The 23,958-nt window shown below is 67.2% G+C and carries 14 protein-coding genes; 9 read left to right on the top strand and 5 right to left on the bottom strand.

Going from position 1 to position 23,958, the window contains the following annotated elements; all coding sequences use genetic code 11:
- Nucleotides 1–322 precede the first annotated feature (322 nt).
- Nucleotides 323–1,687 (bottom strand): transglycosylase SLT domain-containing protein, encoded by a 1,365-nt coding sequence (locus ACEN9G_RS02305; RefSeq protein ID WP_413339073.1) that lies wholly within the window; start codon nt 1,685–1,687, stop codon nt 323–325.
- A gap of 428 nt (nt 1,688–2,115) precedes the next feature.
- Here ACEN9G_RS02305 and ACEN9G_RS02300 point away from each other — a divergent pair, with 428 nt between their 5' ends.
- Nucleotides 2,116–2,685, top strand: coding sequence for a DUF1415 domain-containing protein (locus ACEN9G_RS02300; protein WP_413339075.1), 570 nt, complete (start codon nt 2,116–2,118; stop codon nt 2,683–2,685).
- 55 nt (nt 2,686–2,740) lie between these two features.
- Nucleotides 2,741–2,938, top strand: coding sequence for a DUF1289 domain-containing protein (locus tag ACEN9G_RS02295; protein WP_440968118.1), 198 nt, complete (start codon nt 2,741–2,743; stop codon nt 2,936–2,938).
- Here ACEN9G_RS02295 and ACEN9G_RS02290 read toward each other — a convergent pair whose 3' ends face one another.
- Nucleotides 2,939–3,445: a DUF1993 domain-containing protein gene (locus ACEN9G_RS02290; RefSeq protein WP_413339078.1), complete on the bottom strand. Its 507-nt coding sequence runs from the start codon at nt 3,443–3,445 to the stop codon at nt 2,939–2,941.
- Nucleotides 3,446–3,671: 226 nt separating this feature from the next.
- Between ACEN9G_RS02290 and ACEN9G_RS02285 the strand changes: the two genes are divergently transcribed.
- The 5 genes from ACEN9G_RS02285 (at nt 3,672) to ACEN9G_RS02265 (ending at nt 12,797) form a co-directional block, all read left to right on the top strand.
- Complete coding sequence (locus ACEN9G_RS02285) at nt 3,672–4,865, top strand: XylR family transcriptional regulator (protein ID WP_413339080.1); 1,194 nt, start codon at nt 3,672–3,674, stop codon at nt 4,863–4,865.
- Nucleotides 4,866–4,976: 111 nt separating this feature from the next.
- Nucleotides 4,977–6,149 (top strand): helix-turn-helix domain-containing protein, encoded by a 1,173-nt coding sequence (locus tag ACEN9G_RS02280; protein ID WP_413339082.1) that lies wholly within the window; start codon nt 4,977–4,979, stop codon nt 6,147–6,149.
- Between the two features lie 322 nt (nt 6,150–6,471).
- Complete coding sequence (locus ACEN9G_RS02275; protein ID WP_413339083.1) at nt 6,472–9,507, top strand: TonB-dependent receptor; 3,036 nt, start codon at nt 6,472–6,474, stop codon at nt 9,505–9,507.
- A 79-nt stretch (nt 9,508–9,586) separates the two neighbouring features.
- On the top strand, nt 9,587–11,233 hold the full coding sequence (locus ACEN9G_RS02270) for a DUF5597 domain-containing protein (RefSeq protein WP_413339085.1): 1,647 nt from the start codon (nt 9,587–9,589) through the stop codon (nt 11,231–11,233).
- A gap of 16 nt (nt 11,234–11,249) precedes the next feature.
- Nucleotides 11,250–12,797, top strand: coding sequence for an alpha-N-arabinofuranosidase (locus tag ACEN9G_RS02265; protein WP_413339087.1), 1,548 nt, complete (start codon nt 11,250–11,252; stop codon nt 12,795–12,797).
- Between the two features lie 6 nt (nt 12,798–12,803).
- On the opposite strand, the gene ACEN9G_RS02260 is transcribed toward ACEN9G_RS02265, so the two are convergent.
- Nucleotides 12,804–15,407 (bottom strand): glycoside hydrolase family 3 C-terminal domain-containing protein, encoded by a 2,604-nt coding sequence (locus tag ACEN9G_RS02260; protein WP_483127635.1) that lies wholly within the window; start codon nt 15,405–15,407, stop codon nt 12,804–12,806.
- A gap of 253 nt (nt 15,408–15,660) precedes the next feature.
- Between ACEN9G_RS02260 and ACEN9G_RS02255 the strand changes: the two genes are divergently transcribed.
- Together ACEN9G_RS02255 and ACEN9G_RS02250 are read left to right on the top strand one after the other, a co-directional pair.
- Entirely contained in the window at nt 15,661–18,018 is a 2,358-nt protein-coding gene (locus ACEN9G_RS02255) for a dockerin (protein WP_413343779.1), read from the top strand.
- A 65-nt stretch (nt 18,019–18,083) separates the two neighbouring features.
- Entirely contained in the window at nt 18,084–18,665 is a 582-nt protein-coding gene (locus ACEN9G_RS02250; protein ID WP_413343781.1) for a hypothetical protein, read from the top strand.
- Between the two features lie 48 nt (nt 18,666–18,713).
- Here ACEN9G_RS02250 and galA read toward each other — a convergent pair whose 3' ends face one another.
- The gene (gene galA / locus ACEN9G_RS02245) at nt 18,714–21,569 is read right to left on the bottom strand and encodes a beta-galactosidase GalA (protein WP_483127634.1); all 2,856 of its coding nucleotides are present in this window, start codon (nt 21,567–21,569) and stop codon (nt 18,714–18,716) included.
- Nucleotides 21,570–21,580: 11 nt separating this feature from the next.
- Nucleotides 21,581–23,881, bottom strand: a complete 2,301-nt coding sequence (locus tag ACEN9G_RS02240; protein WP_483127633.1) for an alpha-L-fucosidase — start codon at nt 23,879–23,881, stop codon at nt 21,581–21,583.
- Nucleotides 23,882–23,958: the final 77 nt, after the last annotated feature.

Genomic DNA, 23,958 nt, shown 5'->3' with positions numbered 1-23,958 from the left:
GAAATAGCAACGCGAGCCAACAATACGAAATGACTCTGAAACGAAAGAAATTTCGGCACAAAAGCTTTGCGCCGGGACGGTGCCATTTTCGGCACGCAGGGCGGGAGGGCTTTATGAAAGGACATCCTTCGTGGATGCCTGGGCTTGCGTAGCTGCTAGTTGTACTACTGTCGGTGAACTGCCGCGGAAGTCTTTTCAAACGCGTTTATTGCAGCGCACAACCAACACTATACCGTACTTTTGAAGAGCGTGCACGGCATGCGTCGAGTTGTGCGCGTATTGACGGGTCGTGAGTCCGTCGCGTGGTCAAAATGACACGATATCAACGGCGCTTGCGGCCGTTGGCGTTGACGGCGGGCTTGGAACCCCGCGACACGCGGCTCTTGATCTCGGCTACCGCATGCGCGGCGCTGGCCTTGAAGCGCTGGGCGCCGGACAGCTTGCGGCCGCTGCGGCGCGACTCGCCGCGGTCGGCTTCCAGCATCATCGACGCGTTCTCGACGATGCTTTCGGCGATGTCGTTGCTGGCGGTGGCACTGGTCTTCGGCACGAGGATGGTCGAGCCGGCCTTCAGGCGCATCTGCGGCGGGATATTGTTGGCCTGGCGGATGACTTCCGGGGTCGTGCCCAGTTTCGCGGCCAGCGAGGCGATGCTTTCGCGGGCCGACGTGATCTTGTGCGTGGTCCAGGTGGACAGTGCGCGGCCCCATTGCGCGAGGTTCAGGTTGAACTTCTCGGCGTTTTCCTTCGGCAGCAGGATCTTGGTCGATTCGCCCGTGATCACGGGCTTCTTGAATTGCGGGTTCAGGGCCTTGAATTCGTCGACGGACATTTCCGCCAGCTGGGCGGCCACGGCCAGGTCGATATCGGACGTCTTGTCGACGGCGACAAAGTACGGCGTGTTGTCGATCGTCGGCAGCGCGACGCCGTACTGGGCCGGATTGGCGATGATGTTCTTGACGGCCTGCAGCTTCGGCACGTAGTTGCGGGTTTCCGCCGGCATCAGCTCGGCCAGGCTCTCGAAGTCGGTCGGCTTGCCCAGCGCGCGGTTCTTCTGGATCGCCTTCTGCACATTGCCTTCGCCCCAGTTATAGGCGGCGAGGGCCAGCTGCCAGTCGCCGAACATCGTGTACAGGCGTTGCAGGTAGGTGAGGGCGGCGTCGGTCGAGGCGAGTACGCCGCGGCGCTCGTCCTTGAACATGTTCTGCTGCAGGTTGAAGTCGCGTCCCGTGCCCGGAACGAACTGCCAGATGCCGGCCGCGTCGGCGTTCGACAGGGCCTGCGGGTTGAACGCGGATTCGATCACGGGCAGCAGGGCCAGTTCCGTCGGCATGCCGCGCTTTTCCAGCTCCTGCACGACGTGGTACAGGTACAGCGACGCGCGGCCCGAGGTGCGCGTCAGGTAGTCCGGACGGCTCGCGTACCACTGCACGTGCTTGGCGACGAGGGCGTTGTCGATGTCGGGAATGGCGTAGCCGCTGCGGATGCGGGCCCACAGGTCGGGGTCCTTGTAGTCGTCGGACTTGGACGGGGCCGGGGATTGCGGCAGGATCGCCTTGGCCATGACGGCCGCGCTGCTGCTGCTCTGGGCGATCGGGCTCGGGGCGCTGTCGGCGGCGTGGCTGATCGCGGAGACGGACAGGAGCGCGATGGCCAGGGCGTAAGTGGAGCGAGTCGTTTCGTTCATAGCTTTCCAGTGTTGCGTCCAGGAACGGCAGGACTGACGAGTGAAGTCGGAGTGTACGGACCAGTTACCGAGTCAGTCAAGAAGTATGTCGGCGCAGTTACAAAAAATCTTGTCTACTCTTTTTGCTAACGCGGGCACCCGTTAAGACGATATATGTGGGGGTATGGTTCCGGCGAGCTCGTCTTTGACTGACGAGGATCAAGCGTTTTTATGTATACCCCTGGGTGTATATGAAATTTCCAAGAGGAAAATCGGTGCTTTCACGAGCCCGGTATTGTCAAATTTGTACCTGGACTTCATGGACTGCCGGGTAATACCAGCCTGTCTTTCAAGTTAGTCCGGCTCGTCGGATGCTCCATGAGTGGACGCAAAAAGCGTACAATTGCCGTCTCCGCAGGACGCGGTTTTGTATTTTTTGAAAGTAAGAAATGAGTACTGCCAACGAGAACGTGGACGATGACGCCGTCATCGCCGCCACCCGGCGCTGGGTCGACCGCGCCGTGATCGGCCTGAACCTTTGTCCGTTCGCGAAGGCGGTGCAAGTGAAGGACCAGGTGCGCTATGTCGTCGCGCATGCGCGCACGCCCGAGTCCCTGCTGGACACGCTGATGGACGAGCTGCAGCTGCTGGCCGACACGGACCCGGAACAAGTCGACACGACCCTGCTGATCCACCCGTACGTGCTGCAGGATTTCCTGGACTTCAATGAATTCCTCGACGTCGCCGACGCCGCCGTCGAAGACATGAGCCTGGACGGCGAGCTGCAGATCGCCAGCTTCCACCCGGACTACCAGTTCGCGGACACGGACCCGAACGACATCGAGAACTTTACGAACCGTTCGCCTTACCCGGTGCTGCAGCTCTTGCGCGAAGACAGCATCGACCGCGCCGTGGAAGCGATCCCCGATGCGGCCGAGATCTTCGAGAAGAATATCGAGACCATGGAAAAGCTCGGCCATGAAGGCTGGGACAAGCTCGATGTCGGCCCCGCTCCTTGATGCACAGGGAGCACCGCTCCCCGAGGACGAGAACACGGTGCCCGCGTCCTCGTCCGTGCGACTTGCCGGGGCGCTCCCGCAGCGCCCCGACACCCCCTGCGTCGCGGTCTGCTCGACCACCTTCGACGACATCTGCCGCGGCTGCGGCCGGACCGTCGTCGAGGTGGCCCACTGGGTCTCGATGACGGCCGAGCAGAAGGAAGTGGTGTGGCAGCGCATCCTGGCGCAGGGCTACCCGCGCCGCAATACCTGATCAGAACGTGCCGACGAAATCCCGCTTGCCGATGTCCAGCCCGTTATGGCGCAGGATGTCGTACGCCGTCGCGGCGTGGAAATAGAAGTTCGGCAGCGCGTAGTGCAATAAATAGACCTGGCCCTTGAACTGGCGCTGGTTGGCGCCCGTGCCGATCGTCACGTCGCGGTCGCCGCCGGCATCCACCGCCTCGCGCGCCACCGTGTCCAGGAAGGCCAGCGTCTTTTCCAGGCGTGCCTGCAGGCCCGCGAAATCCGTCTCCACATCGTCGTACCGCGGCACCTCGACGCCCGCGAGGCGCGCGGCCGCGCCCTTGGCGAAATCCGTCGCCAGCTGCACCTGGCGCACGAGCGGGAACATGTCCGGGAACAGGCGCGCCTGCAGCAGCGCGTTCGGATCCAGCTTCTTCGCGTCCACGTGCGCCTCGGCCTTCGTCAGGATGGCGGACAGGCTGCCCAGGATCTGGCGGAACACGGGGACCGAAGCCGTGTACAGGGAAAGTGTCATCGATGCCTCCTCAATATATAAAGAGCCCGATGATAGCAAGCCTGCATCGTTGCTGCTTGGCGCCCGCAAATAACACTTTTGGCATGTAAAACTTCAACTATTCGTATCCTCATAGGAGTCGATTAAAAAAATTCTACAGGGAACAGCGCACTCGAAAAGATACTTTGGGACATTGCCGGATTGAAAAGAGACGTCCAGCCAGGACGCAACATGGAGACCGTCGCTAATGAAGTGCCCAAAAACACATCGCATTGCTTTGTTATTTGATGCCAACCAGGCGTTCGCCCGGGAGGTCATCGGCGGGATCGCCGGTTACCTGTCGAGCCGGCGTACATCGTGGGAATTGTTCATCGAAGATGATTTTCGTGTGCGCCTGTCAAGTCTTGCACGCTGGCAAGGTGACGGCATCATCGCCCACTTCGACGACCCGGCCGTGGCCGCGGCGCTGGCCGACAGCCGCGTGCCCGTCGTCGCCGTCGGCGGCTCGTACGCGAACGAGGCCGATTATCCGGCCAACGTGCCGTATGTCGCGACCGACAACTTCAAGCTCGTCAACCTCGCCTATACCCACCTGATCGACGTCGGATTGCGTCAGTTCGCCCTCTTTTCCTTGCCCGACGGGACGAGGCACCCATGGGCGCTCGAGCGCGAAAAGGCGTTCCGGTTCCTGATGCAGCGCGACAAATTCAATGTCGAGATCCTGCGCGGAGAGGGCGCCTGCAGCTGGGAGGAGGACGTCGCGCAGCAGGTGCGGTGGCTGCAGAGCCTGCCAAAACCCATCGGGATCATTGCCGCCACCGATGCCCGCGCGCGCCAGTTGCTGCAGGCTTGTCAGTTTGCCAATATCGCCGTACCGGAACAGGTCGCCATCATCGGCATCGACAACGATCCGCTGGCACGCATGCTGTCGTGTATCCCGCTCAGCTCCGTGATCCAGGGCTCGAACGAGATCGGCCGCACCGCGGCCCGGATGCTGCATCAGCTGCTCGAAGGGACGTATCTGGAATGCTCGCGCATCCTGGTGCCGCCCGCCGGCATCAACGTGCTCACGTCGAGCAGCCACCAGCCCGTCAAGAACCCCCGCGTCATGCGTGCCCGGCATTTCATCCGCCAGTATGCCTGCCAGGGCATCAAGGGCGACCAGGTCGCCGATTACGTCGGCGTCTCGCGCTCCACCCTCGAGACGTATTTCCAGCAGGAACTGGCCTGCAGCGTGCACGACGAGATCCTGCGCTTCAAGCTCGATGCCGCGACCGCGCTGCTGGCGGAAGGGGATTGCAGCGTGGCCGAGGTGGCGCAGCGTTGCGGCTTTACATCGATGCAATACCTGTTCGCCGTGTTCAAGCGCGAGCTCGGTTGTTCGCCGCGGGAATACCAGCAGCGCGTGGCGTCGCGGCAGGAGGCCGCGCTGCAGGCTTGACGCCCGCGCCAGCCGGCGCGCATCTCGACAAATCCATGGGCGACCTGTCATTATATTGATGTGGCCGCAAGACGGCCGCCAGGCCCATATTTGTCGAGGTGGCAGCAGGTAATGCAGAGTTTCTACAACAAGGCGCTCGCCGGGCTGCTGGGTCTCGTGGTGGCGAGCGTTCTCATCGGCTATGCCTGTGTCCGCAGCACCTGGATCCGGCTTCCGCTGCTGCCCGCCGCGGACAGCGGCCTGCCGTGGCGCGCCGAGCTCATGGCCGACTCGGCCGTGGGCGGGCGTTCGACGGCCAGGCTGATCGACGACACGGCCACGCTGAGCTTCGAGTTCACGTCCGTCAAGGCGGCCGCGTATCCGTTCGTCCACGCGGAATTGGCGTTCCGCGACCGCGCCGGCAAGTTCACGCACGTCGACCTGTCCCGCTACAGCGCCGTGGAGTTCGACGTCAACTGCGCGCCGGCCAACACGCTGGCGTTCGGCCTCGTGATGTTCGATGACCAGGTATCGGTGCCCGGCCAGTTCGATACCTATCGCGCCCCGTACACCTATTTTTTCTGCAACAAGAAGGGCGAACACGTCGAGCTCGACCTGGCGCGCCTGCGGACCGACCAGTGGTGGTTCGACAGGTACGGGCAGAACCTCGCGCGCCAGGAACACACGCTGACCCGGATCGCGAAGCTCTCGTTCGGCAGCACGTTCCAGAGTCCCTACGGCGTGCTCTCGAAAGTCCAGGTCAGGAACCTGACCCTGACCGGGCGCGACATGCGCTACCTGTACCTGTTCGCGGCGTTCATGGTCGTCGCCTGGCCCGGTTATGGCCTGTGGTTCTTCCGCCGTCATACACAGGCATTGCTGGCGGAAGTGAAGGACAAGATGCGGCGCGACATTCCCCTGGTCGCCTACCAGCAATTGTCCCAGGACCTGCACCGCGACAAGGAGCAGAGCGCCATCCTGCGCTTCATGGCGACGGAATACGTCAAGCCGGAACTGGATGTCGAGACCACGGTGAACGCGCTCGGCATCAGCCGCAACAAGATCAACGAGATCCTCAAGGCGGAGCTGGGCTTCACGTTTTCCACGTACCTGAACAAGCTCAGGTTGACCGAGGCGGCGCGCCTGCTGGGCGCGAAGGAGGACACGAGCGTGGCGGAAATCGCCTATGCCGTGGGCTACCGGAACGTCTCGTACTTCAACAAACTCTTCAAGGAAGAATACGGCTGCACGCCGAAGACCTTCCGCAAGCTGCGCGACAGCGCACCGGAATCCGCCGGGCCGTAACGCGCCCGCTCCCACGGATTTTCAGCAGCCGATTGACGGATTTCGTTCTGGCGACGCCGGGCGGCGGTTCGTAGAATGCATTGGTGGCTCGCGCATCGTTCCGTCGTTCGATGCGCAGCATCATCTCCTCCCGCGTTCAAGTGGGTTAGGGACGGCTTCGGCCGTCCCTTTTTTTTTCGCGCGCGCCCAGGCGCGCCGTGTTTTCGTGGGTCGTTTGACGGATTTCGAAATTGCTGGGGGCAGGGGCGGCAATCAGAATACATACGATCGCCGCGCGTGCTCGACGGCGACGACATCCAAGACAACACGGAGACTTGATAACGTGAACAATACCAGGAAAACAGCGATCGCCATCGGCGTCGCGCAGCTCGCCCTGATGGCGGGCGGCGCCGCGCTGGCGCAGACCGAACCGACGACCGTCGTCGTGTACGGACAGCGCGCGGCGCTCGATTCGGCGCAGAATATCAAGAAGAACGCGGACGAAATCGTCGACTCGATCGTCGCCGACGACATCGGCAAGCTGCCGGACAAGTCGGTGACGGAAGTGCTGCAGCGCGTGGTCGGCGTGAGCATCGACCGCACGATGAACCGGGTCGACCCGCAGCAGGGCGTGGGCGACAGCGTCAACCACTACGCGGCGGAAGGCACGGGCGTGTCGATCCGAGGCCTCGGCGCCGGGCAGGTCCGGTCGGAGTTCAACGGCCGCGACGCGTTCTCCGCCAACGGCGGCCGCGCGCTGAGTTTCGAGGACGTGCCGCCCGAGCTGATGGCCGGCGTGGACGTGTACAAGAACCCGTCCGCCGAGCAGATCGAAGGCGGCATCGGCGGCCTGGTCAACCTGCGCACCGCGCTGCCGTTCGATTCCAAGGGCCGCAAGGTGGCGTTGTCGACCGAGGTCTCGCGCTCGTCGCTGCGCCAGAAGACCGCGCCGCCGTCGGTGTCCGGCCTGTACTCGGACCGCTGGGACACGCGGTTCGGCCAGGTCGGCGTGCTGATCGACCTCGCGCACTCGAAGATCGCGAACCAGAGCGACAGCCTGTCGATCGCCCCGTACAGCTCGCGCGACGACCTCGTGCCCGGCAAGCGCGTCTGGGTCACCCCGTCTGCGAGCTGGGGACAGAACACCTTCGACCGCACCCGCGACGGCCTGTATGGCGCGCTGCAGTGGAAGAAGGGCGATTTCAGTTCGTACGTGACTTTCCTGCGTTCGCGCTACAAGCAGCACTCGGACGAGCATTCCTATTTCGGCGGGACGAACCCGGCCACCTTGTCGCTGGATCCGGGCGCCACGTACGACGCCAACGGCGCGCTGCTGACCGGCACGCTGCACGACACCACCAACAGCGGTCCGGGCTTCGGCACGGGCCTGGGCTTCGGCACCGATGCGCGCGCGAGCGGCCGCACGTCCGACACGCGCGACGTGTCGTGGTCGGGCACCTGGCGCGCCAGCGACGCGTGGACCCTCAAGGCCGACCTGCAGCACGTGCAGGCCACGACGGACGGCTACGACAACACGGTGGGCCTGGGCGGCTGGGTGCCAGGCCAGACGGTCGACCTGCGCGGCGGCATGCCGACGATCTCGTTCGACCAGGCGTCGCGGGCATACCTGGCCGATCCGTCGCACTACTACTGGGGCTTCACGCAGGTGCACCATGACGTGGCGAAGGCGCAGATGAACACGGCGCGCCTGGACGCCAAGTACACGTTCGACCATCCGATCCTCAACGACCTGCGCTTCGGCGTGCGCGTGACCGACCGCTCGGCGGTGACGCAGTCCACCCACGATTCCGAATGGGTCCAGATCTCGCAGGGATGGGCGGTCGGCAACCAGTCGTGGCAGCCGCTGGCGCAGTTCGCCGGCCTGGGCGACCCGCGCTTCGCCCAGGGCTTCGGCCTGCACCAGTTCAAGAACTTCTTCGGCGGTTCCGCGGCGTCGCCGGCACCGGTGATCGTGCCCGATGCGTCCCTGGCCAACTCGGTCGATGCCGTCAACAAGCTGCACGACTACTACACGACCCTGTGCAATGAAGCCAACGCGACCGGCCGCAACAACGACTGCAGCTACAAGCCGCCGAAGTTCGGCGATGCGATCGGCCTGAACGACCAGCACGAACGCACGCAGGCGGCCTACGCCCAGCTGCGTTTCGCGTTCGACAAGCTCGCGTATCCGATCGATGGCAACGTCGGCGTGCGCGTCGTGCGCACGAATCCGACGTCGATCGGCTACACGCTGTTCACGCCGCCCAACAAGCCGCTGCCGCCGGGCGTGCCGGACATTCCGGCACAGTCGGAGAAGCAGACGTTCGAGAGCACCTACACGCGCGTGCTGCCGAGCCTGAACCTGAAACTCAAGGTCAGCGACGAGCTGCAGTTCCGCCTCGGGCTGTCGAAGGGCATGTCGCGTCCGGACTTCTACCTGCTGCAGGCCTACACGACGCTGGGCATGGACATCAAGACGCACACGCCGCCCGGCGACGACCAGAAGCCGGTGGTCGACTCGATTGCGTACAACGGCCAGCTGCGCGGCAATACGTCGCTCCGTCCGGTCATGGCCACCAACCTCGACCTGACGGCCGAGTACTACTTCGGCCGCGCCAGCTCGGCGACGTTCGGCGTCTTCAACAAGCGGCTGAAGGACGTCATCATCGCGCAGACGACGGTCTACCCGCTGAAGGACGTCACCGGAACGACGCACGACTTCATGGTCACGGGTCCCGTGAACGGCATGGACGCCCGCGTCAGCGGCGTCGAGGCGGGCTTCCAGACCTATTTCGACAAGCTGCCGGGCCTGTTCTCGGGTCTCGGCGTGTCGAGCAACTTCACGTATATCGACAGCAGCACGACGTACCACAACCCGGTCAACGGCACCTGGTGCACGCCGAAGGACACGCTGATGGCCAACATGGTCCGCAACCTGCAGGGCTGCGACACGGACGGCAGGGTGTTCGGCGACATGCCGCTGGTGGGCCTGTCGAAGAACTCGTACAACGTGGCGCTGCTGTACGACAAGGATGCGGTGTCGTTGCGCCTGGCGTACAGCTGGCGCTCGAAGTACCTGCAGTCGACCAACTCGTGGGGCACGGCCGGCAACGATGGCATCGACCGCAACCCGGACAGCCCGAACTACGGCCAGGGTTACTCGGTCAACTACGGTCTGCCGACGTGGGGCGGCGCATACGGCCAGCTCGACCTGGGCTTCCAGTACAAGTTCACCGAGCACCTGCGCCTGGGCGGCCAGGTGGGCAACCTGACGAACCAGGTCTACCGGCAGTACATGCAGCAACAGGTCGGCATGAAACTGCACAACGCCTTCTACACGGGCCGCACCTTCAGCGCCCAGATGAACTACACGTTCTAAGCACGCCGCCGCAAAACAGGCCTCCCGCGACCTTTGCCGGTCGCGGGAGGCCATTTCATTCAACCCGACGGATCCACGTATGAAAAAACGCTCCAATCACCTGCTGGCCACGCTCGTCCTGATCTCCACCCAGGCGCTGGCCGCCGCCCCGATGCCGCGCCTGGTCCAGCAAGACGGCCACTATGCGCTGCTGGTCGACGGCAAGCCGTTCACCATGCTGGGCGTGCAGGCCCACAATTCCAGTAATTATCCGAACGCGCTGCCCAAGGTCTGGGCCGCCGTCAAGGATGCCCACGCCAACACGCTCGAGATCCCCGTGGCGTGGGAACAGATCGAGCCCGTCGAGGGCAAGTTCGATTTCGGCTACGTCGACACGCTCGTGGCCGAGGCCCGCCGCAACGGCGTGCGCCTCGTGCTGCTGTGGTTCGGCACCTGGAAGAACACCGGCCCCGCGTACACGCCCGAATGGGTCAAGTTCGACGACAAGCGTTTCCCGCGCATGCTCGGCCGCGACGGCAAGGCCAGCTACTGCCTGTCGCCGCTGGGCGAGCAGACCCTGGTGGCCGACAGGAAGGCGTTCGTCGCCCTGATGCGCCACCTGAAGCAGATCGACGAAGCGCAGCGCACCGTGATCATGGTGCAGGTCGAGAACGAGGTCGGCACCTACGGCACCGTGCGCGATTTCGCAGCGCGGGGCGAGGCGGCGTTCCGCCAGCCGGTGCCGGCGGCCGTCCTCGCGCGCAAGAAGCCGCCCGTGCCCGGCGCCGCGAGCGGCACGTGGTCCGAGGTGTATGGCCCGTATGCCGACGAATATTTCCACGCCTGGGCCGTGGCCAGCTACATCGAAGAGATCGCGAAGGCGGGACGCGCCGTGTACGACCTGCCGATGTTCGTCAACAATGCGCTGCGCGATCCGCTCGAACCGCTGGCACCGTGGAAGGGCAACTTCGCCAGCGGCGGTCCCACGTACGACGTGATCGACATCTACAAGGCCGCCGCCCCGCACATCGACGTCGCCGGTCCCGACCTGTACGCGCCGCAATCGAACAGCGTGGCGGCGACGCTGGACAAGTTCCAGCGCCCGGACAACGCGCTGTTCGTGCCGGAGATGGGCAACGCGGCCGCGTATGCCCGCTATGTCTACCGGATCCTCGGCGCCGGCGCGATCGGCGTGGCGCCGTTCGGCATCGACTACGCGGACTACAGCAATTATCCGCTGGGCTCCAAGCGCACCGACAAGACCATGGTCGAACCGTTCGGGACCATCTACGCCGCGTTCGCGCCGCTGGCGCGGCAGTGGGGCCGGTGGGCGCTGGAAGGCCGCACGGCCGGCATCGCGGAAGGCGACGACCGCAAGCCGCAGTCGCTGGTACTCAAGGACTGGGGCGTCTCCGCCTCGTTCCGCGAGTGGCAGTTCGGCACGATGGGCAAGGACGCGAAGGAGGAAGACTACCCGCCCGGCACGGTGGCCCCGAACGGCGGCGCGGCGTTCGCGCAGATCGGCGCCGACGAGTTCATCGTGATCGGACAGCACGTCCGCCTGCATTTCTGGCCGGCCGGCGCGAACGAAGGCAAACGTTCCATGTTCGCGCGCGTGGAGGAAGGGCAGTTCGACCCGCAGGGGCGCTGGATCATGGAACGCAACTGGAATGGCGACCAGGTCGACCATGGTGTCAACCTGCCGGCGCGGCCCACGATCCTGAAGATCCGGCTGCGCGCGTATTGAGAACGGAGATTCCACCATGAACAAACTTCGATTGTGCGCGCTCGCGGTCTGCGCGGCCGCGTCCACCTTCGCCACCGCGCAGGTCGGCGTCACGATCGACGCGGGCAAGCCGGGCCCCGTCATCAGCCGCTACGTGTACGGCCAGTTCGCCGAGCACCTCGGCACCGGCATCTACGGCGGCCTGTGGGTCGGTCCCGACTCGACGATCCCCAACACGCGCGGCTGGCGCAACGACGTCGTGGCCGCGCTGAAGGCGCTGCACGTGCCGCTCGTGCGCTGGCCCGGCGGCTGCTTCGCCGACCAGTACCACTGGCGCGACGGCATCGGCCCGCGCGCGCAGCGGCCCGTGCGCATCAACACGAATTGGGGCGGCGTCGACGAGGACAATGCCGTCGGCACGCACGAATTCTTCGACCTCGTCGAGCAGCTCGGCGCGGATGCCTACGTCAACGGCAATCTCGGCACCGGCACCGTGCAGGAGATGTCGGAATGGATCGAATACATGACGGCGGACGGCACGTCGAGCCTCGCCCGGCTGCGTGCCCGCAACGGCCACCCGGCGCCGTACAAGGTGGCGTTCTTCGGCATCGGCAACGAAGCCTGGGGCTGCGGCGGCAATATGCGGCCGGAGCAGTACGCCGACGCCTACCGCCGCTACGCGACCTTCCTGCATCCCGGCGGCGACACGCAATTCATCGCGGCCGGCGGCCACGACGAGGATACGAGTTGGACGGCGTACCTGAGCCAGCACATCGGCGGCTGGGGCGTGCGCGCGCACGGGATCTCGTTCCACTATTACACGTCGCCCGGCGCCGACAGGAACGGCAAGTACGGTGCGACCGGCTTCGACGAAAGCCGCTGGATCCATACGCTGAGCGAGACGCGCCGCATGGAAGGGTTCATCGCCGCCAACGTCGCCAAGCTGGACGCGCACGACCCGCAGAAGAAACTCATGTTCGCCGTCGACGAATGGGGCACCTGGTACGACGCGGAACAAGGCAGCAAGCCGGGCTTCCTCCAGCAGCAGAACTCCCTGCGCGACGCGCTCGTCGCGGCCCTGAACTTCAACATCTTCCACGCCCATGCGGACCGCGTGCGCATGACGAGCATCGCGCAGATGGTGAACGTGCTGCAGGCGATGGTCCGCACGGACGGCGCGCGGATGGTGCTGACGCCGACCTACCACGTCTTCAGGATGTACGTGCCGTTCCAGGATGCGGTCTCGGTGCCGGTGACGCTGGCGCACAATCCGCTGTACACGTTCGGCACCGACGCGATCCCGGCCGTCAGCGCGTCGGCGGCGCGCGGCAAGGACGGCAAGCTGTATCTTGCCCTCGTCAACACGAACCCGCGCGAGGCGGCCGACGTCACGGTCGACGTGAGCGGCACCGCCGCACGCGGGGCGGCCGGTGCCGTGCTGACGGCAGCCGCGATGGACGCGCACAACACGTTCGCCGCGCCCGATGCGGTCAGGCCCGCGCCGTTCCAGGCCGCGGCCCGGGACGGAAAGCTGGTGCTGTCCCTGCCGGCGAAGTCCGTCGTGGTCGTCGCCGTGCAGGAGTAGCGCGCGTCAGAACGACGGCAGGTTGCGGCGGCCCTTGATGCCGAACTTCAGCGCGACGCCCGCGGTCCGCGGGCCAGGCTGGCCGCCGCCGATCCACACGGTGGCTTGGCCCGGCTCGACGCTGCGCTTGCCGGCCGCGTCGACCGTGCTCATGGCCTTGCCGTCCAGGTCGAACGTCAGCCGGCGCTTCTCGCCCGGCTGCAGCGCGACGCGGGCGAAGCGGACGAGCGTGCGGTTGGGCGCCCCGGGCCGCGGCCTTGCGACGTAGACCTGCACGACTTCGTCCCCGGCGCGCGGTCCGTCGTTCTTCACGTCGACGACGACCTTGACGGCGCAGCCGGCGCACACGGCCCTTGGCGCGGGCGCGGCGAGCTTGTACGAGAACTGCGTGTAGCTCAGGCCATGGCCGAACGGGTACAACGGCTCGCCCTTGAAGTACTTGTACGTCCGGCCCTGCATGCCGTAGTCCTTGAACGGCGGCAGGTCGGCGGCGGATCGATAAAAGGTCACCGGCAGGCGGCCGGCGGGGCTGAAGTCGCCCGCGATCAGTTCGGCCACGGCCTGGCCGCCTTCGCCGCCCGGATACCAGGCCTGGATGATGGCCGGCACGTGCTTGTCGGCCCAGTTCAGCGCCATCGCGCTGCCGCTCATGTTGACGAGTACCAGCGGCTTGCCGAGCGCCCCCAGGCGTTCCAGCAGCGCTTCCTGCGGCGCGGGCAGGTCGAGGCTCGTGCGGTCGCCGCCCGCGAAGCCCGGCGCGTTGACCGACATCTCCTCGCCCTCCAGCTGCCACGTCAGGCCGCCCGCGTACACGACGAGATCCGCCGCGCGCGCCGCCTCCAGGGCGGCCGTGTCGTCGAAGCTGGGCCGCGTCCACTGCAGCTTCTGGTCGCCGTCCCAGCCGGTCTGCCGGGCCTCGATCTCGATCCGGTACACCTTGCCGGCCGCGAGTTCGACCGGCGTGTTCGACGTCGGCCAGGCGATGTCCCACAAGTCCGTGACGAGGCGTCCATCGACGCGGATGCGATAGCCCTGGCCGCCTTTCAGCCGCAGGTGATGCGGGCCGGTTTCGAAGGCGCGCAGGTAGCCGCTCCAGCGCGTGGAGGTCTTGCGCTCGACGTTGTCCGGCCAGCCCCAGCGGAACGCCGCCTGAGCACTGGTCGTGACGGCGGCCGGCGCGCCCGCCAGGTCGAGGTTGTCGAACCGTTCCGTGCGCACGCCGGGCTGGGCGCAGCCGGCGTCCAGGCACAGCGCGTCCGCCGGCACGTCCTGCAGCGGCGGCGCGACCCAGCCGGTGCCTTCCACGAACGTGACCTGTGCCTGCGGGAAGCGGGCGCGCAGGCCGGCCAGCACGGTGATCGGCTTCGACGGGGTGCCGCTGTAGTTGCCGACCAGCGCGTCGACGCTGTCGGCGTTCGGGCCGATCACGGCGATGCGGCGCGGCGCCGTTTTGAGCGGCAGCAGGCCGTCGTTCTTCAGCAGCACGAGGGACTGGCGCGCCGCTTCCAGGTTCAGGCGGCGGCCGGCCGGGGTGTCGTAATCCTTCGCCGTGATGCCGGCCCAAGGGCGCGGCGCATCGAGCAGGCCGAGGCGGATGCGCGCTTCCAGCAGGCGCAGCACGGCACGGTCGACGTCGGCCTCGGCCAGGAGGCCTTGCTGCACGGCGCGCACGGTCGTGGCGGGCGTCGCCGTGGGGCTGTTGCCGAATTCGCACATCACGTCGGTACCGGTCTTGATCGCGACCGCGACGGCCCGCTCCGGCGTGTCGACGTAGCGGTGCGCGCCTTCCGAGTGGATGTCGGCGATGGCGCCGCAGTCGGACACGACATGGCCCTGGAACTTCCACGCATCGCGCAGGAGATCCTTGAGCAGGGGAGCGCTGGCGCAGGCGGGCAAGCCGTTCACCGCGTTGTACGCGCACATGAGGGACAGCACGTGCCCCTCGGTGACGGCGGCGTGGAACGCGGGCAGGTACGTTTCCGTCAGGTCGCGCGGGGAAGGATGCACGTCTTCGCGGTGGCGGTCGGCCTCCGGCCCGCTGTGCACGGCGAAGTGCTTGACCGTCGCCGATACCTTGGGCGCGCCCGGGTCGGCACCCTGCAGGCCGCGGATGTAGGCCACGCCCAGGTGCGACGTCAGGTACGGGTCTTCGCCATAGGTTTCCTGGCCGCGGCCCCAGCGCGGATCGCGGAAGATGTTCACGTTCGGCGACCACACCGTGAGGCCGCGGTACATGTCGGCGCCGCCGTCGGGATGCACGGTTTCCAGGTACTTCGCGCGGAACTCGGTGCCGACGGTGTCCGCGACGCGTTCGGCGAGCGCGGCGTTCCACGTGGCGGCCAGGCCGATCGCCTGCGGGAACACGGTGGCGTTGCCGGCGCGAGCGACGCCGTGCAGGCCTTCGTTCCACCAGTTGTAGGCCGGGATGCCGAGCCGCGCGATGGCGGGTGAAGTGGATTGCAGCTGGCCGGCCTTTTCGTCCAGCGTCATGCGGGCCAGCAGGGCTTGCGCCCGCGCGGCGGGATCGGCCTGCGCGGCCAGGGCGGGCAGGGACAGCGTCAGGGCGACCGCCGCAGCAAGGGCGGTCCGGGAGAGATGTCGAGGTGTCATGGGCGTTCGTGATGGGTTGGCGCGCGGATGCTAACACTGGTGCGGCCGTGCGCCGGCGTCGTCCGGGGCGGCTGGTGAAAATTCTGCCGCCGCTGCGGAATTTCATGTCGCGCCGCGTGCACGCTCCGGGATTTCGTGGCTGGACTGAGGGTTTTCGAAATTGCCGCCGTATGGACAGTCTCACAGAATGTATCGAATCCGGGCGGGTGTGCCCGCTGCCGGTACGACATCACATCATTCTGGAGACACAAACATGCACAAGATGCGACTCATCGCCTTGGCCGGCGTCGTGGCGGGCCTCGCTGCCGGCTGCGGCGGCAGCAACGCCGACCACGGCAACGGTCAGACCGTCCTGGCGGGTACCATCGGATCGGCCAGCCCCACCATCAAGCCCGCCCGCTTCGCGAGCGTGAAATTCGGCGGCGGCGGCTACGTGCCGGGCCTGATCTTCCACCCGACCAGCCCGGACGTGCTGTATGCGCGCACCGACGTCGGCGGCGCCTACCGCTGGGATGCGGCCACCTCGTCCTGGATCGCGATCACGGACATGTTCGGCCCCGACGAGGGCTTTTACCACGGCAGCGAAACGATGGCGCTCGACCCGAACGACGACCAGCGCGTCTACATGAGCGCCGGCATGTACAACTGGGCCAGCAGCACCGCGCGCCTGTACATTTCCACCGACCGCGGCAGCCACTGGACGCACGTCGACCTGCCGTTCCCCGCGGGCGGCAACAACCAGGGCCGTGCGATCGGCGAACGGCTGATGGTCGACCCGAACGACTCGAGGATCCTGTTCTACGCCACGCGCACGGCCGGCCTGTGGAAGAGCACGGACCGCGGCCAGACCTGGAACCAGGTGACGTCGCTCTCGCCGCTGACGATGACCCAGGCGCAGATCGACACGACCTACTGGAGCAGCCCGGTCGGCATCGAACAGGTGATCTTCGACACCGATACCAAAGGTACAGGCACCGCCACGCAGACGATCTACACGGCGGTGGCGCCCGATTACGCGGGCATGGCCGGCCTGACCGCGGGCCTGTACAAGACGACCAACGGCGGCGCGTCGTGGACCAGCATTCCGGTCCCGGCCGACGTGCAGGGCTACATCATCCCGCACATGGCGCGCGCGAAGGACGGCATGATGTACGTGGCGTTCACGAAGGGCGAGGGCCCCGGCGCCGGCGGCCCGTGCCGGCTGTACAAGTTCGACGGCACCAACTGGACCCTGCTGAAAGGCTACGACGACACCCAGTGGTCCAGCTTCGGCATGGGCGGCCTGTCCGTGTCCGGCACCGGCGCCAACACCCGCATCGCGCTGGGCGTGACCAACACGTGGGGGAACTGGGTCGGCATGCCGGCCGTGCAGATGTCCGACGACGGCGGCGCGACCTGGCGCGAAATCGCCAACCTGATGCCGCGCAACCCGACCGATGGCGGTTACTCCGGCTGGGTGGACGACGTCGAGATCGACCCGAACAATCCCGACCGCGTCCTGCACGTGACCGGCGGCGGCGTGTGGGAGACCCGCAACGCGTCGGCCGCGCAGCCGACGTGGAACTTCATCGTCAGCGGCGTCGAGGAAGTCGCGACGAAGGCCCTGATGGCCCCGGCGCCGGGCGCCGGCTACTCGCTGATGCGCGCCGGCCTCGACATCGGCGTCACCGTGCAGACGGAACTCCTCAAGTCGCCCACGCGCACCTCGGGCAACTGGTTCGGCAGCGCATTCGGCATCGACGCCGCATGGTCCAACCCCAACTACATCGCCGCCATCGGCGCCGGGTCGTACGACTACCCGGACATCGTCGGCGCCTACTCCACCAACGGCGGGGTAAGCTGGAACAAGTTCGTGACCAACCACCCGGACGCGAAGGCGCACCAGTCCGAAACGGGCAGCATCGCGGTCACGAAGGCCGGCAACGCGGTCTGGGCACCGGCCGAGTCGGTACCGGCGTGGACGGCCGACAACGGCAACACGTGGACCTACACGAACCTGCCGGCGCTGCCCGGCATGAGCGTGTCGCGCGGCTATAAAGTCGTGGCCGACCGCAAGAACCCGAACAAGGTCTATGCGTACGACTCGGGCGGTGCATGGTGGGCGCAATGGGGCGGCGCGGCGCACTTCTACACGTCGACGGACGGCGGCCGCACGTTCACCGAGAGCGCGACGTTCAAGAATATTGCCGCGTTGAACCAGTTCGGACAGACCTCGATCGCCGTCAACCCGAACGCGGAAGGCGACATCTGGCTGGCGGACGGGTTCAGTATCCTGCACTCGACCGATGCGGGCGCCAACTGGACCAAGCTGAACGTGACCCAGTCGGTTCCGAACCCCAATAACTACTACGAGCCGAAGATCTATGGCGCCACGTCGATCGCCCTCGGCAAGGCCCCGGCCGGCGCCAAATACTCGTCCTCGATCTATATCGTGGGCGTGATCAACGGCCAATGGGGCTTGTATCGCTCGGATGACGGCGCCGCCAACTGGACCCGCATCAACGACGACCAGCACCAGTACGCCGGCATCAGCAACCTGGCGGCCGACCAGACCGTGCCTGGACGCGTGTACTTCGCCGGCGCCGCCCGCGGCGTCCTGTACACCTACTGATGCAACGCCGGTCCCGCGTGTCGGACACGGGACCGGCTTCTAATCGAATACCTGGAGACATCTACATGAAACTGAAAGCAATCCTGGCCGCGCTGACGCTGGGCGTCGCGGCCGCCAACGCCGGCGCGACCGTCCTGACGTTCGACAGCCTGACCGAGATGATGTACGGCGACGGCTTCCCGCTCGCCGCCAACATGCACTATGACGGCACGAACCTCGTGTACGAGGAGTCGGGCTACCGCCTGACCCTGAACGCGCCGGGGGCGGACGCCGGCGCGGCCCACGTCGGCGACGGCACGTTCGACCCGCAGACGTACAACTGGCACGACGGTTTCGAGAACGGCGCCGACACCTTCGTCACGCTGACGCGCATCGGCGGCGGCCTGTTCGACCTGCGCGGCTTCGACTACTACACGACCGGCAGCGCGCTGTCGACCGACGGCAACCTGCAGGCCTTCCTGGAGGGCGGCGGCACCTGGAGCACGGCGCTGAACGGCATCACGGAGCTGCGTTTCACGTCGGGTGCGGTCAATGCGCTCGCCAACGTCGACGTGGAAGCCGCGTCTGCGGCCGTGCCGCTGCCGGGCACCATGTCGCTGCTGCTGGGCGGCGTGGCGGCCTTCGGCCTGGCGCGCCGCCGGACCTGATCCGGGGAGCGGGATGCAAAGCGGAGGCTGTGTGCCTCCGCTTTTTTTTTATGGCGTAACCGGTTCGATCGTCACGTCGCCCGTGATACCGGACGGCTGGCCCGGCTGTGCCTGGACCAGCACGGTGAGCGTGCGCCAGCCCGCACCTTTCGGCACCGCCAGGGTCAGCGGGCCCGGTTCGTACGCCGTCTTCTCGCCCAGCCTGACGCCGTCCAGCCACACCTCGGCCTTGCCGGCGATCTCGCGCATGACGAGCCGCGCATGGCCGTCGTTGCGGTCGCTGCGCAGGCCGAACGCGACGCGGTAGCTGCGCCACGGCAGCGCGTCGGGCGCCTGCTTCAGCGGCGGTTCGCCCCAGCCCCACGTGTTCATGTCGTTGTCGGCCAGTACGCGGTTCGGGTCCGGACGGTCGGCCTGCGGCGGCGACGTGCGCCACGGCGCCGGGCGCACGAGCGGCTGCGCCTCGGCGACGGCGGGGATGGGCGCGACGGCGCGCACGTCCAGCGCCAGTGCGGCGGATTGCAGGCCGTCCGCGTGCGCACGCAAGGTCAGCGGACCCTGGCCGGCGCGGCGGCTTTGCACGATCACCTGGGCGAGGCCGTTGTACAGGTTGCGCTCGGGCGCCTTCTCGGACTCGTGCGAGTTCGGGTCGCCGTTGCCGACGCCGATGATGGCGCCCGGGCCGGCCAGGTCGAACGTCACGTGCAGGTTGGCGTCGGGGACGGGACGGCCCTGCGCGTCGACGGCGCTCACCGTCACGGGCACGGCATCGGCGCCGTCGCCGGCCAGCGCCGGACGGTCCGGCGCCAGCACGAGGCGGGCGGGGGCGCCGCTCGTCTCGACCTGGTCGCGCCCGACCACGGCGCCATCCTTCAGCGCCACGGCTTCGAGCCGCCCCGGCGCATACGGCACCTGGAACGTGGCCATGTCGAACGGATCGACGTCCTGCTCGCCGACGACCGCGCCGTTGAGCTCCAGGCGCACGCGCGGCGCGTTGGTCGCGACCCGCACCTTGACCGGCTGTCCTTCCTTGCCGGCCCAGTTCCAGTGCGGCATGACCTTGATGACGGTGCGGTCCTTCAGCCATAAAGCCTGGCGGAACCAGTACGCGTTCTTCGGCAGCGCGCACAGGTCCATGATGCCGAAGAACGAGCCGGCGCTGGGCCACTCGTGCGGCGTCGGTTCGCCGCGGTAATCGAGACCGGTCCACGCGAAGCTGCCGGCCAGGAACGGGCGGGCGCTGATCTGTTTCCAGCTGCCGCGCTGCGTCTGGCCCCACTGGGCCGCGTCGTCGTCATAGCTGGCGACGAGGTGTTTGTCCTGGTCGGTCGTGTATTCGCCGCGCGACATGAAGGCCGACGTGTCCTCCGAACTGAACACGGGCTTGTGCGGGTACATCTTGTGGAAACGGTCGTATTCCCACACCTGGTAATTGATGCCCGCCACGTCCAGCGCCTGCACGGCGCTCCTGGCGGCGAACAGACCGCCGTGCATCGCGGCGGTGACGGGGCGCGTCGTGTCGAGTTGCTTGATGGCGCCGACCATCCGGCGCGCCATCTCGTAGCCGATCTCCGTGCCCTGCAGCGTCTCTTCGTTGAAAATCGACCACAGGATGACGCTCGGACGGTTGCGGTCGCGCTTCACGAGCCAGGTCAGTTGCTGCATGTAGTCGGGCGACGTGTTGAAGTTGCGGTTCTCGTCCATCACGAGTAGGCCGATGCGGTCGGCGATGTCCAGCACTTCGGCCGCGGGCGCGTTGTGCGCGAAGCGGATCGCGTTCACGCCCATCGATTTCAGCTGGCGCAGGCGGAATTCCCAGATCGAGTCGGGCACGGCGACACCCACGCCGGCATGGTCCTGGTGGATCGCCACGCCCTGCAGCTTGAGCGGCTGGCCGTTGAGGAAGAAGCCGCGGTCGGCGTCGAAGCGGATCGTGCGGAAGCCCGTGTGCGTCTCGGCGCGATCCAGCTCGCCGGTCGCATCGCGCAGCACGGCGCGCACGCGGTACAGCGCCGGCCTGGCCAGCGTCCACGGCTGGGGATTGCGTATGGCCAGGGCCAACCGCGTGCTGGCCCTGCCGAGCGCATCGACCTGGACGGGCGCGCCGGCGTGCGCGACTTCATGGCCGGCCGGATCGAGCAGGCTGACTTCCAGGCGCGCCTTGCGTGCGCTGTCTGCGCTGCTGTCGACGTCCACCGTCACGGGCAGCGTCCAGCGGCCGTCCTTCCGCACCGGATTCGCGTGGATGCCGTCGGTGGCGATGTGCATGGCGTCGCGCTTGACGAGCCAGGTGTGACGGTAGATGCCGGCGCCTTCGTACCACCAGCCTTCCATTACTTCGGCGTCGACGCGCACGGCGATTGTGTTCGGCTCCGCGCCGTAGCGCATGTACGGCGTGATGTCGATGTAGCGGCCGTTGTAGCCCGACCAGTTGCGGTTCACCACGATGCCGTTGACCCACACGGTGCTGTGCGTGGCGACGCCGTCGAACCGCAGCTCGATGTGCCGTCCGCGGTCGGACGCCGGCAGGGTGAAGTAGCGCCGGTACCAGCCGATGCCGCGCGGGCGGTAGCCCTGCGACTTGTTCTGTGCGGCGTCGAACGGGCCTTCCACCGCCCAGTCGTGCGGCAGGTCGACCCGGCGCCATCCTGAATCGTCGTAGTCGGCATTGGCCGGGCCCTGCGCCTCGCCCGCTTTGGCATTGAGGTAGCTGGCGCCATGGCCCTTGATGGCCGGCAGGGGCACGTCGCCCTGCAGGAAGCGCCAGCCCGCATCCAGCGACAGTCGCTCGCGCGGGGCAGCGTGGGCGGGTTGCAACGTTGCCAGCAGCACGGCGCAGGCGGTGAGCAGGCAGTGGAGGGCGGCGCGCATCCTGGCGCCGCGGTGGTCGTGGCCGGTCATCATGCGGGCTGCGCTCAATCGGCGTCGGCGGGAATGACGGACAGCTCGGCCGCGCTGGCCGAGCCGGAGCGCCACACATCGTCCAGCACCGTGAAACGGAAGAAGCGGGCGGCGACCGGCGCGAAACGGGCCGTCTGCAGGTCGGGGTTGTTGTGGACGTTCGCGAACGTGCCCCGTTCGACCGCGGCCTGCCAGTGCGTCCCGTCCGCGCTCGTCTCGAAGCGGTAGTTCACGGCCGTCCCCGCCACCTGCCCATCCTGCCGTGGCAGGTAGGCGAGGCCCGCGATGCGGTGGGATTGGCCCATGTCGACCTGGATGGACCGGCCGCCGCCCCACGGCGTCTGCCAGAACGTGGCGGGATCGCCGTCGACGGCGAGTGCGGCCGCGTGGCCGGCATCTTCGGCATCCGCCGCCACGACCGTGAAGCCGCGCGGCGACAAGCCCGTGAAGTCGCGCACGCCGACGACGCCGAGCCGCCCGCCGGGCAGCAGGCGCGCCGCCTTCACGATGCCGCTGCCGGGCATGGCCAGCGGCGCGCGGTACACGGGCGACGCGGCCGTCGGGGCCGAGCCGTCGACCGTGTAGACGATCGTGCCGCCGGCCGGATGGTCGAGCCGCACGGCGCCGGCGGCGTCGCGGTCGGCGATCGTGGGCGGCAACAGGTCTTCCGATTGCTTGTACAGCCCGATCTCCGCCAGCGTCGGCTCGAGGCGCGCGCCCGTGATGCGCACGCGCACGCGGTCCGTCGTCACGGGCGCGCGCAGCCGGATCAGGCGGCGGTGGCCGACCGTCGTCGTCACGTCGGCCGGGTGGCGCGCGGGCGCGGTCCACGCCGTGCCGTCCCACGTCTCGATCTCGAACGACTCGATGCGCTGGCCGCGCCGGTCCACCGCTTCCTGCAGCGACACGACGTCGAAGCGCGTGCGCCGGGGCAGGGTCAGCGTGAGCGTGCCGTCGCTGCGCCCCGGCGCCGCCTCCCACCAGGTGTCCAGGCTGCCGTCGAGGACGGCCGGCGCGGCATGCCGCGGGGCCGCGTGGTCGGCCGTCACGCGCGCGCCGCGCGCGAGATTGACGGCGAACGTGGCGCGCACGATGGCGCCCAGCTGGCCCAGTGTCGCGACCTGGTCGTCGGGCACGAGGCCGCTCTTGTCCGGCGACAGGTTCAGGATCAGGTTGGCGTTGCGGCCGATCGACGAATAAAAGATGTCGACCAGCTGCGTGACGGGACGGGGCCGCTTGTCGTGCGCCCAGAACCACTGGCCGTTCGCCAGCAGGGTCGCGTTGGTCTCGGCCGGGTACCACCACAGGTGCGATCCCGGCTTGAGCTGCGCCCGGCTGCCGAGGTCCGCGCCCTGCATGTCGGGCCACTGGAACGCGCCGGGCGCCGTGGGCAGTGGAATCACGCTCCATTCGGTCGTGCGGCCGTAGCCGCTTTCCGTGCCGACCCAGCGCACGTCCGGACCCTTGCCCATGATGACGGCGTCCGGCTGCAGCTTGCGGATCAGGTCGTACCAGGCCGCGTAGTCGTAGGTCTCGGCCACGCTCGGGTCGGGATTGGCGCCGTCGAACCACACTTCGTGGACCGGTCCGTATTCCGTCAGCAGTTCGTACAGCTGGTTCAGGAAGTAGCGGTTGTAGTCGTCGACCTCGTACGTGAACACGGGCCGGCCCGGCGGCGGGGTGCGCCCCTGCGCGGGGTCGCTCTGGAAGCGGGCCGGGTCGGTCGGGATCGTCGAGCGGCGTTTCGCGCTGCCATTGCCGTAATAACCGGCCGGGTTCGCGGCGTTGGTCTTCAGCTGGTACAGGTCGGCCGGCGACAGGTAGATGCCAAGCTTGACGCCGGCGTCGCGCGCCGCATCGGCCACCTCGCGCACGAGATCGCCCTTGCCGCCGCGCCAGGGACTCGCGGCCGACGAGTGATTCGTATAGCGCGACGGCCACATGGCGAAGCCGTCGTGGTGCTTGGCCACCAGCACGAGCATCTTGCCGTCGAGCTGCTTCACCGCGCGCAGCCACTGGCGCGCGTCCAGTTGCGTGGGATTGAACAGGGCAGGGTCTTCCTTGCCGTTGCCCCATTCCACTTCATTGAACGTGTTGACGCCGAAGTGCAGGAAGAACGTGCGTTCCAGCCGCATCCAGGCGGACTGGTTGGGGCGGGGCAGGGTTGTCGCGGCCTTGGCGACAATCGCGGCGGGGGAGTCGTCCGCCGCGATGACGTGTTCCGTCGCATAGGGAATGGGGGCGCCGTGCGCTGCGGCGCAGGCGAGCGCGAGGGCCAGGCCGAGGCAGCCTTGTGGGTGTCGAGGTGGGAGCATGATTTGTCGGTGTGATAAGTGGCGTATCGATTTTGTGATCGGCCGTATTACGCCCGCAATCGCGAAATCCCACAACC

This window comes from Massilia sp. Masssp94 (genome assembly GCF_059491305.1).
The sequence above is the reverse complement of the archived record's forward strand: the minus strand, read 5'-3'. Positions and strand labels throughout refer to the sequence as shown.

Coding starts and splice junctions, on each gene's coding strand:
- galA (WP_483127634.1), bottom strand. CDS start 21,569: ATGATGACCGGCCACGACCACCGCGGCGCCAGGATGCGCGCCGCCCTC.
- ACEN9G_RS02290 (WP_413339078.1), bottom strand. CDS start 3,445: ATGACACTTTCCCTGTACACGGCTTCGGTCCCCGTGTTCCGCCAGATC.
- ACEN9G_RS02300 (WP_413339075.1), top strand. CDS start 2,116: ATGAGTACTGCCAACGAGAACGTGGACGATGACGCCGTCATCGCCGCC.
- ACEN9G_RS02260 (WP_483127635.1), bottom strand. CDS start 15,407: ATGACACCTCGACATCTCTCCCGGACCGCCCTTGCTGCGGCGGTCGCC.
- ACEN9G_RS02250 (WP_413343781.1), top strand. CDS start 18,084: ATGAAACTGAAAGCAATCCTGGCCGCGCTGACGCTGGGCGTCGCGGCC.
- ACEN9G_RS02265 (WP_413339087.1), top strand. CDS start 11,250: ATGAACAAACTTCGATTGTGCGCGCTCGCGGTCTGCGCGGCCGCGTCC.
- ACEN9G_RS02240 (WP_483127633.1), bottom strand. CDS start 23,881: ATGCTCCCACCTCGACACCCACAAGGCTGCCTCGGCCTGGCCCTCGCG.
- ACEN9G_RS02280 (WP_413339082.1), top strand. CDS start 4,977: ATGCAGAGTTTCTACAACAAGGCGCTCGCCGGGCTGCTGGGTCTCGTG.
- ACEN9G_RS02285 (WP_413339080.1), top strand. CDS start 3,672: ATGAAGTGCCCAAAAACACATCGCATTGCTTTGTTATTTGATGCCAAC.
- ACEN9G_RS02305 (WP_413339073.1), bottom strand. CDS start 1,687: ATGAACGAAACGACTCGCTCCACTTACGCCCTGGCCATCGCGCTCCTG.
- ACEN9G_RS02270 (WP_413339085.1), top strand. CDS start 9,587: ATGAAAAAACGCTCCAATCACCTGCTGGCCACGCTCGTCCTGATCTCC.
- ACEN9G_RS02255 (WP_413343779.1), top strand. CDS start 15,661: ATGCACAAGATGCGACTCATCGCCTTGGCCGGCGTCGTGGCGGGCCTC.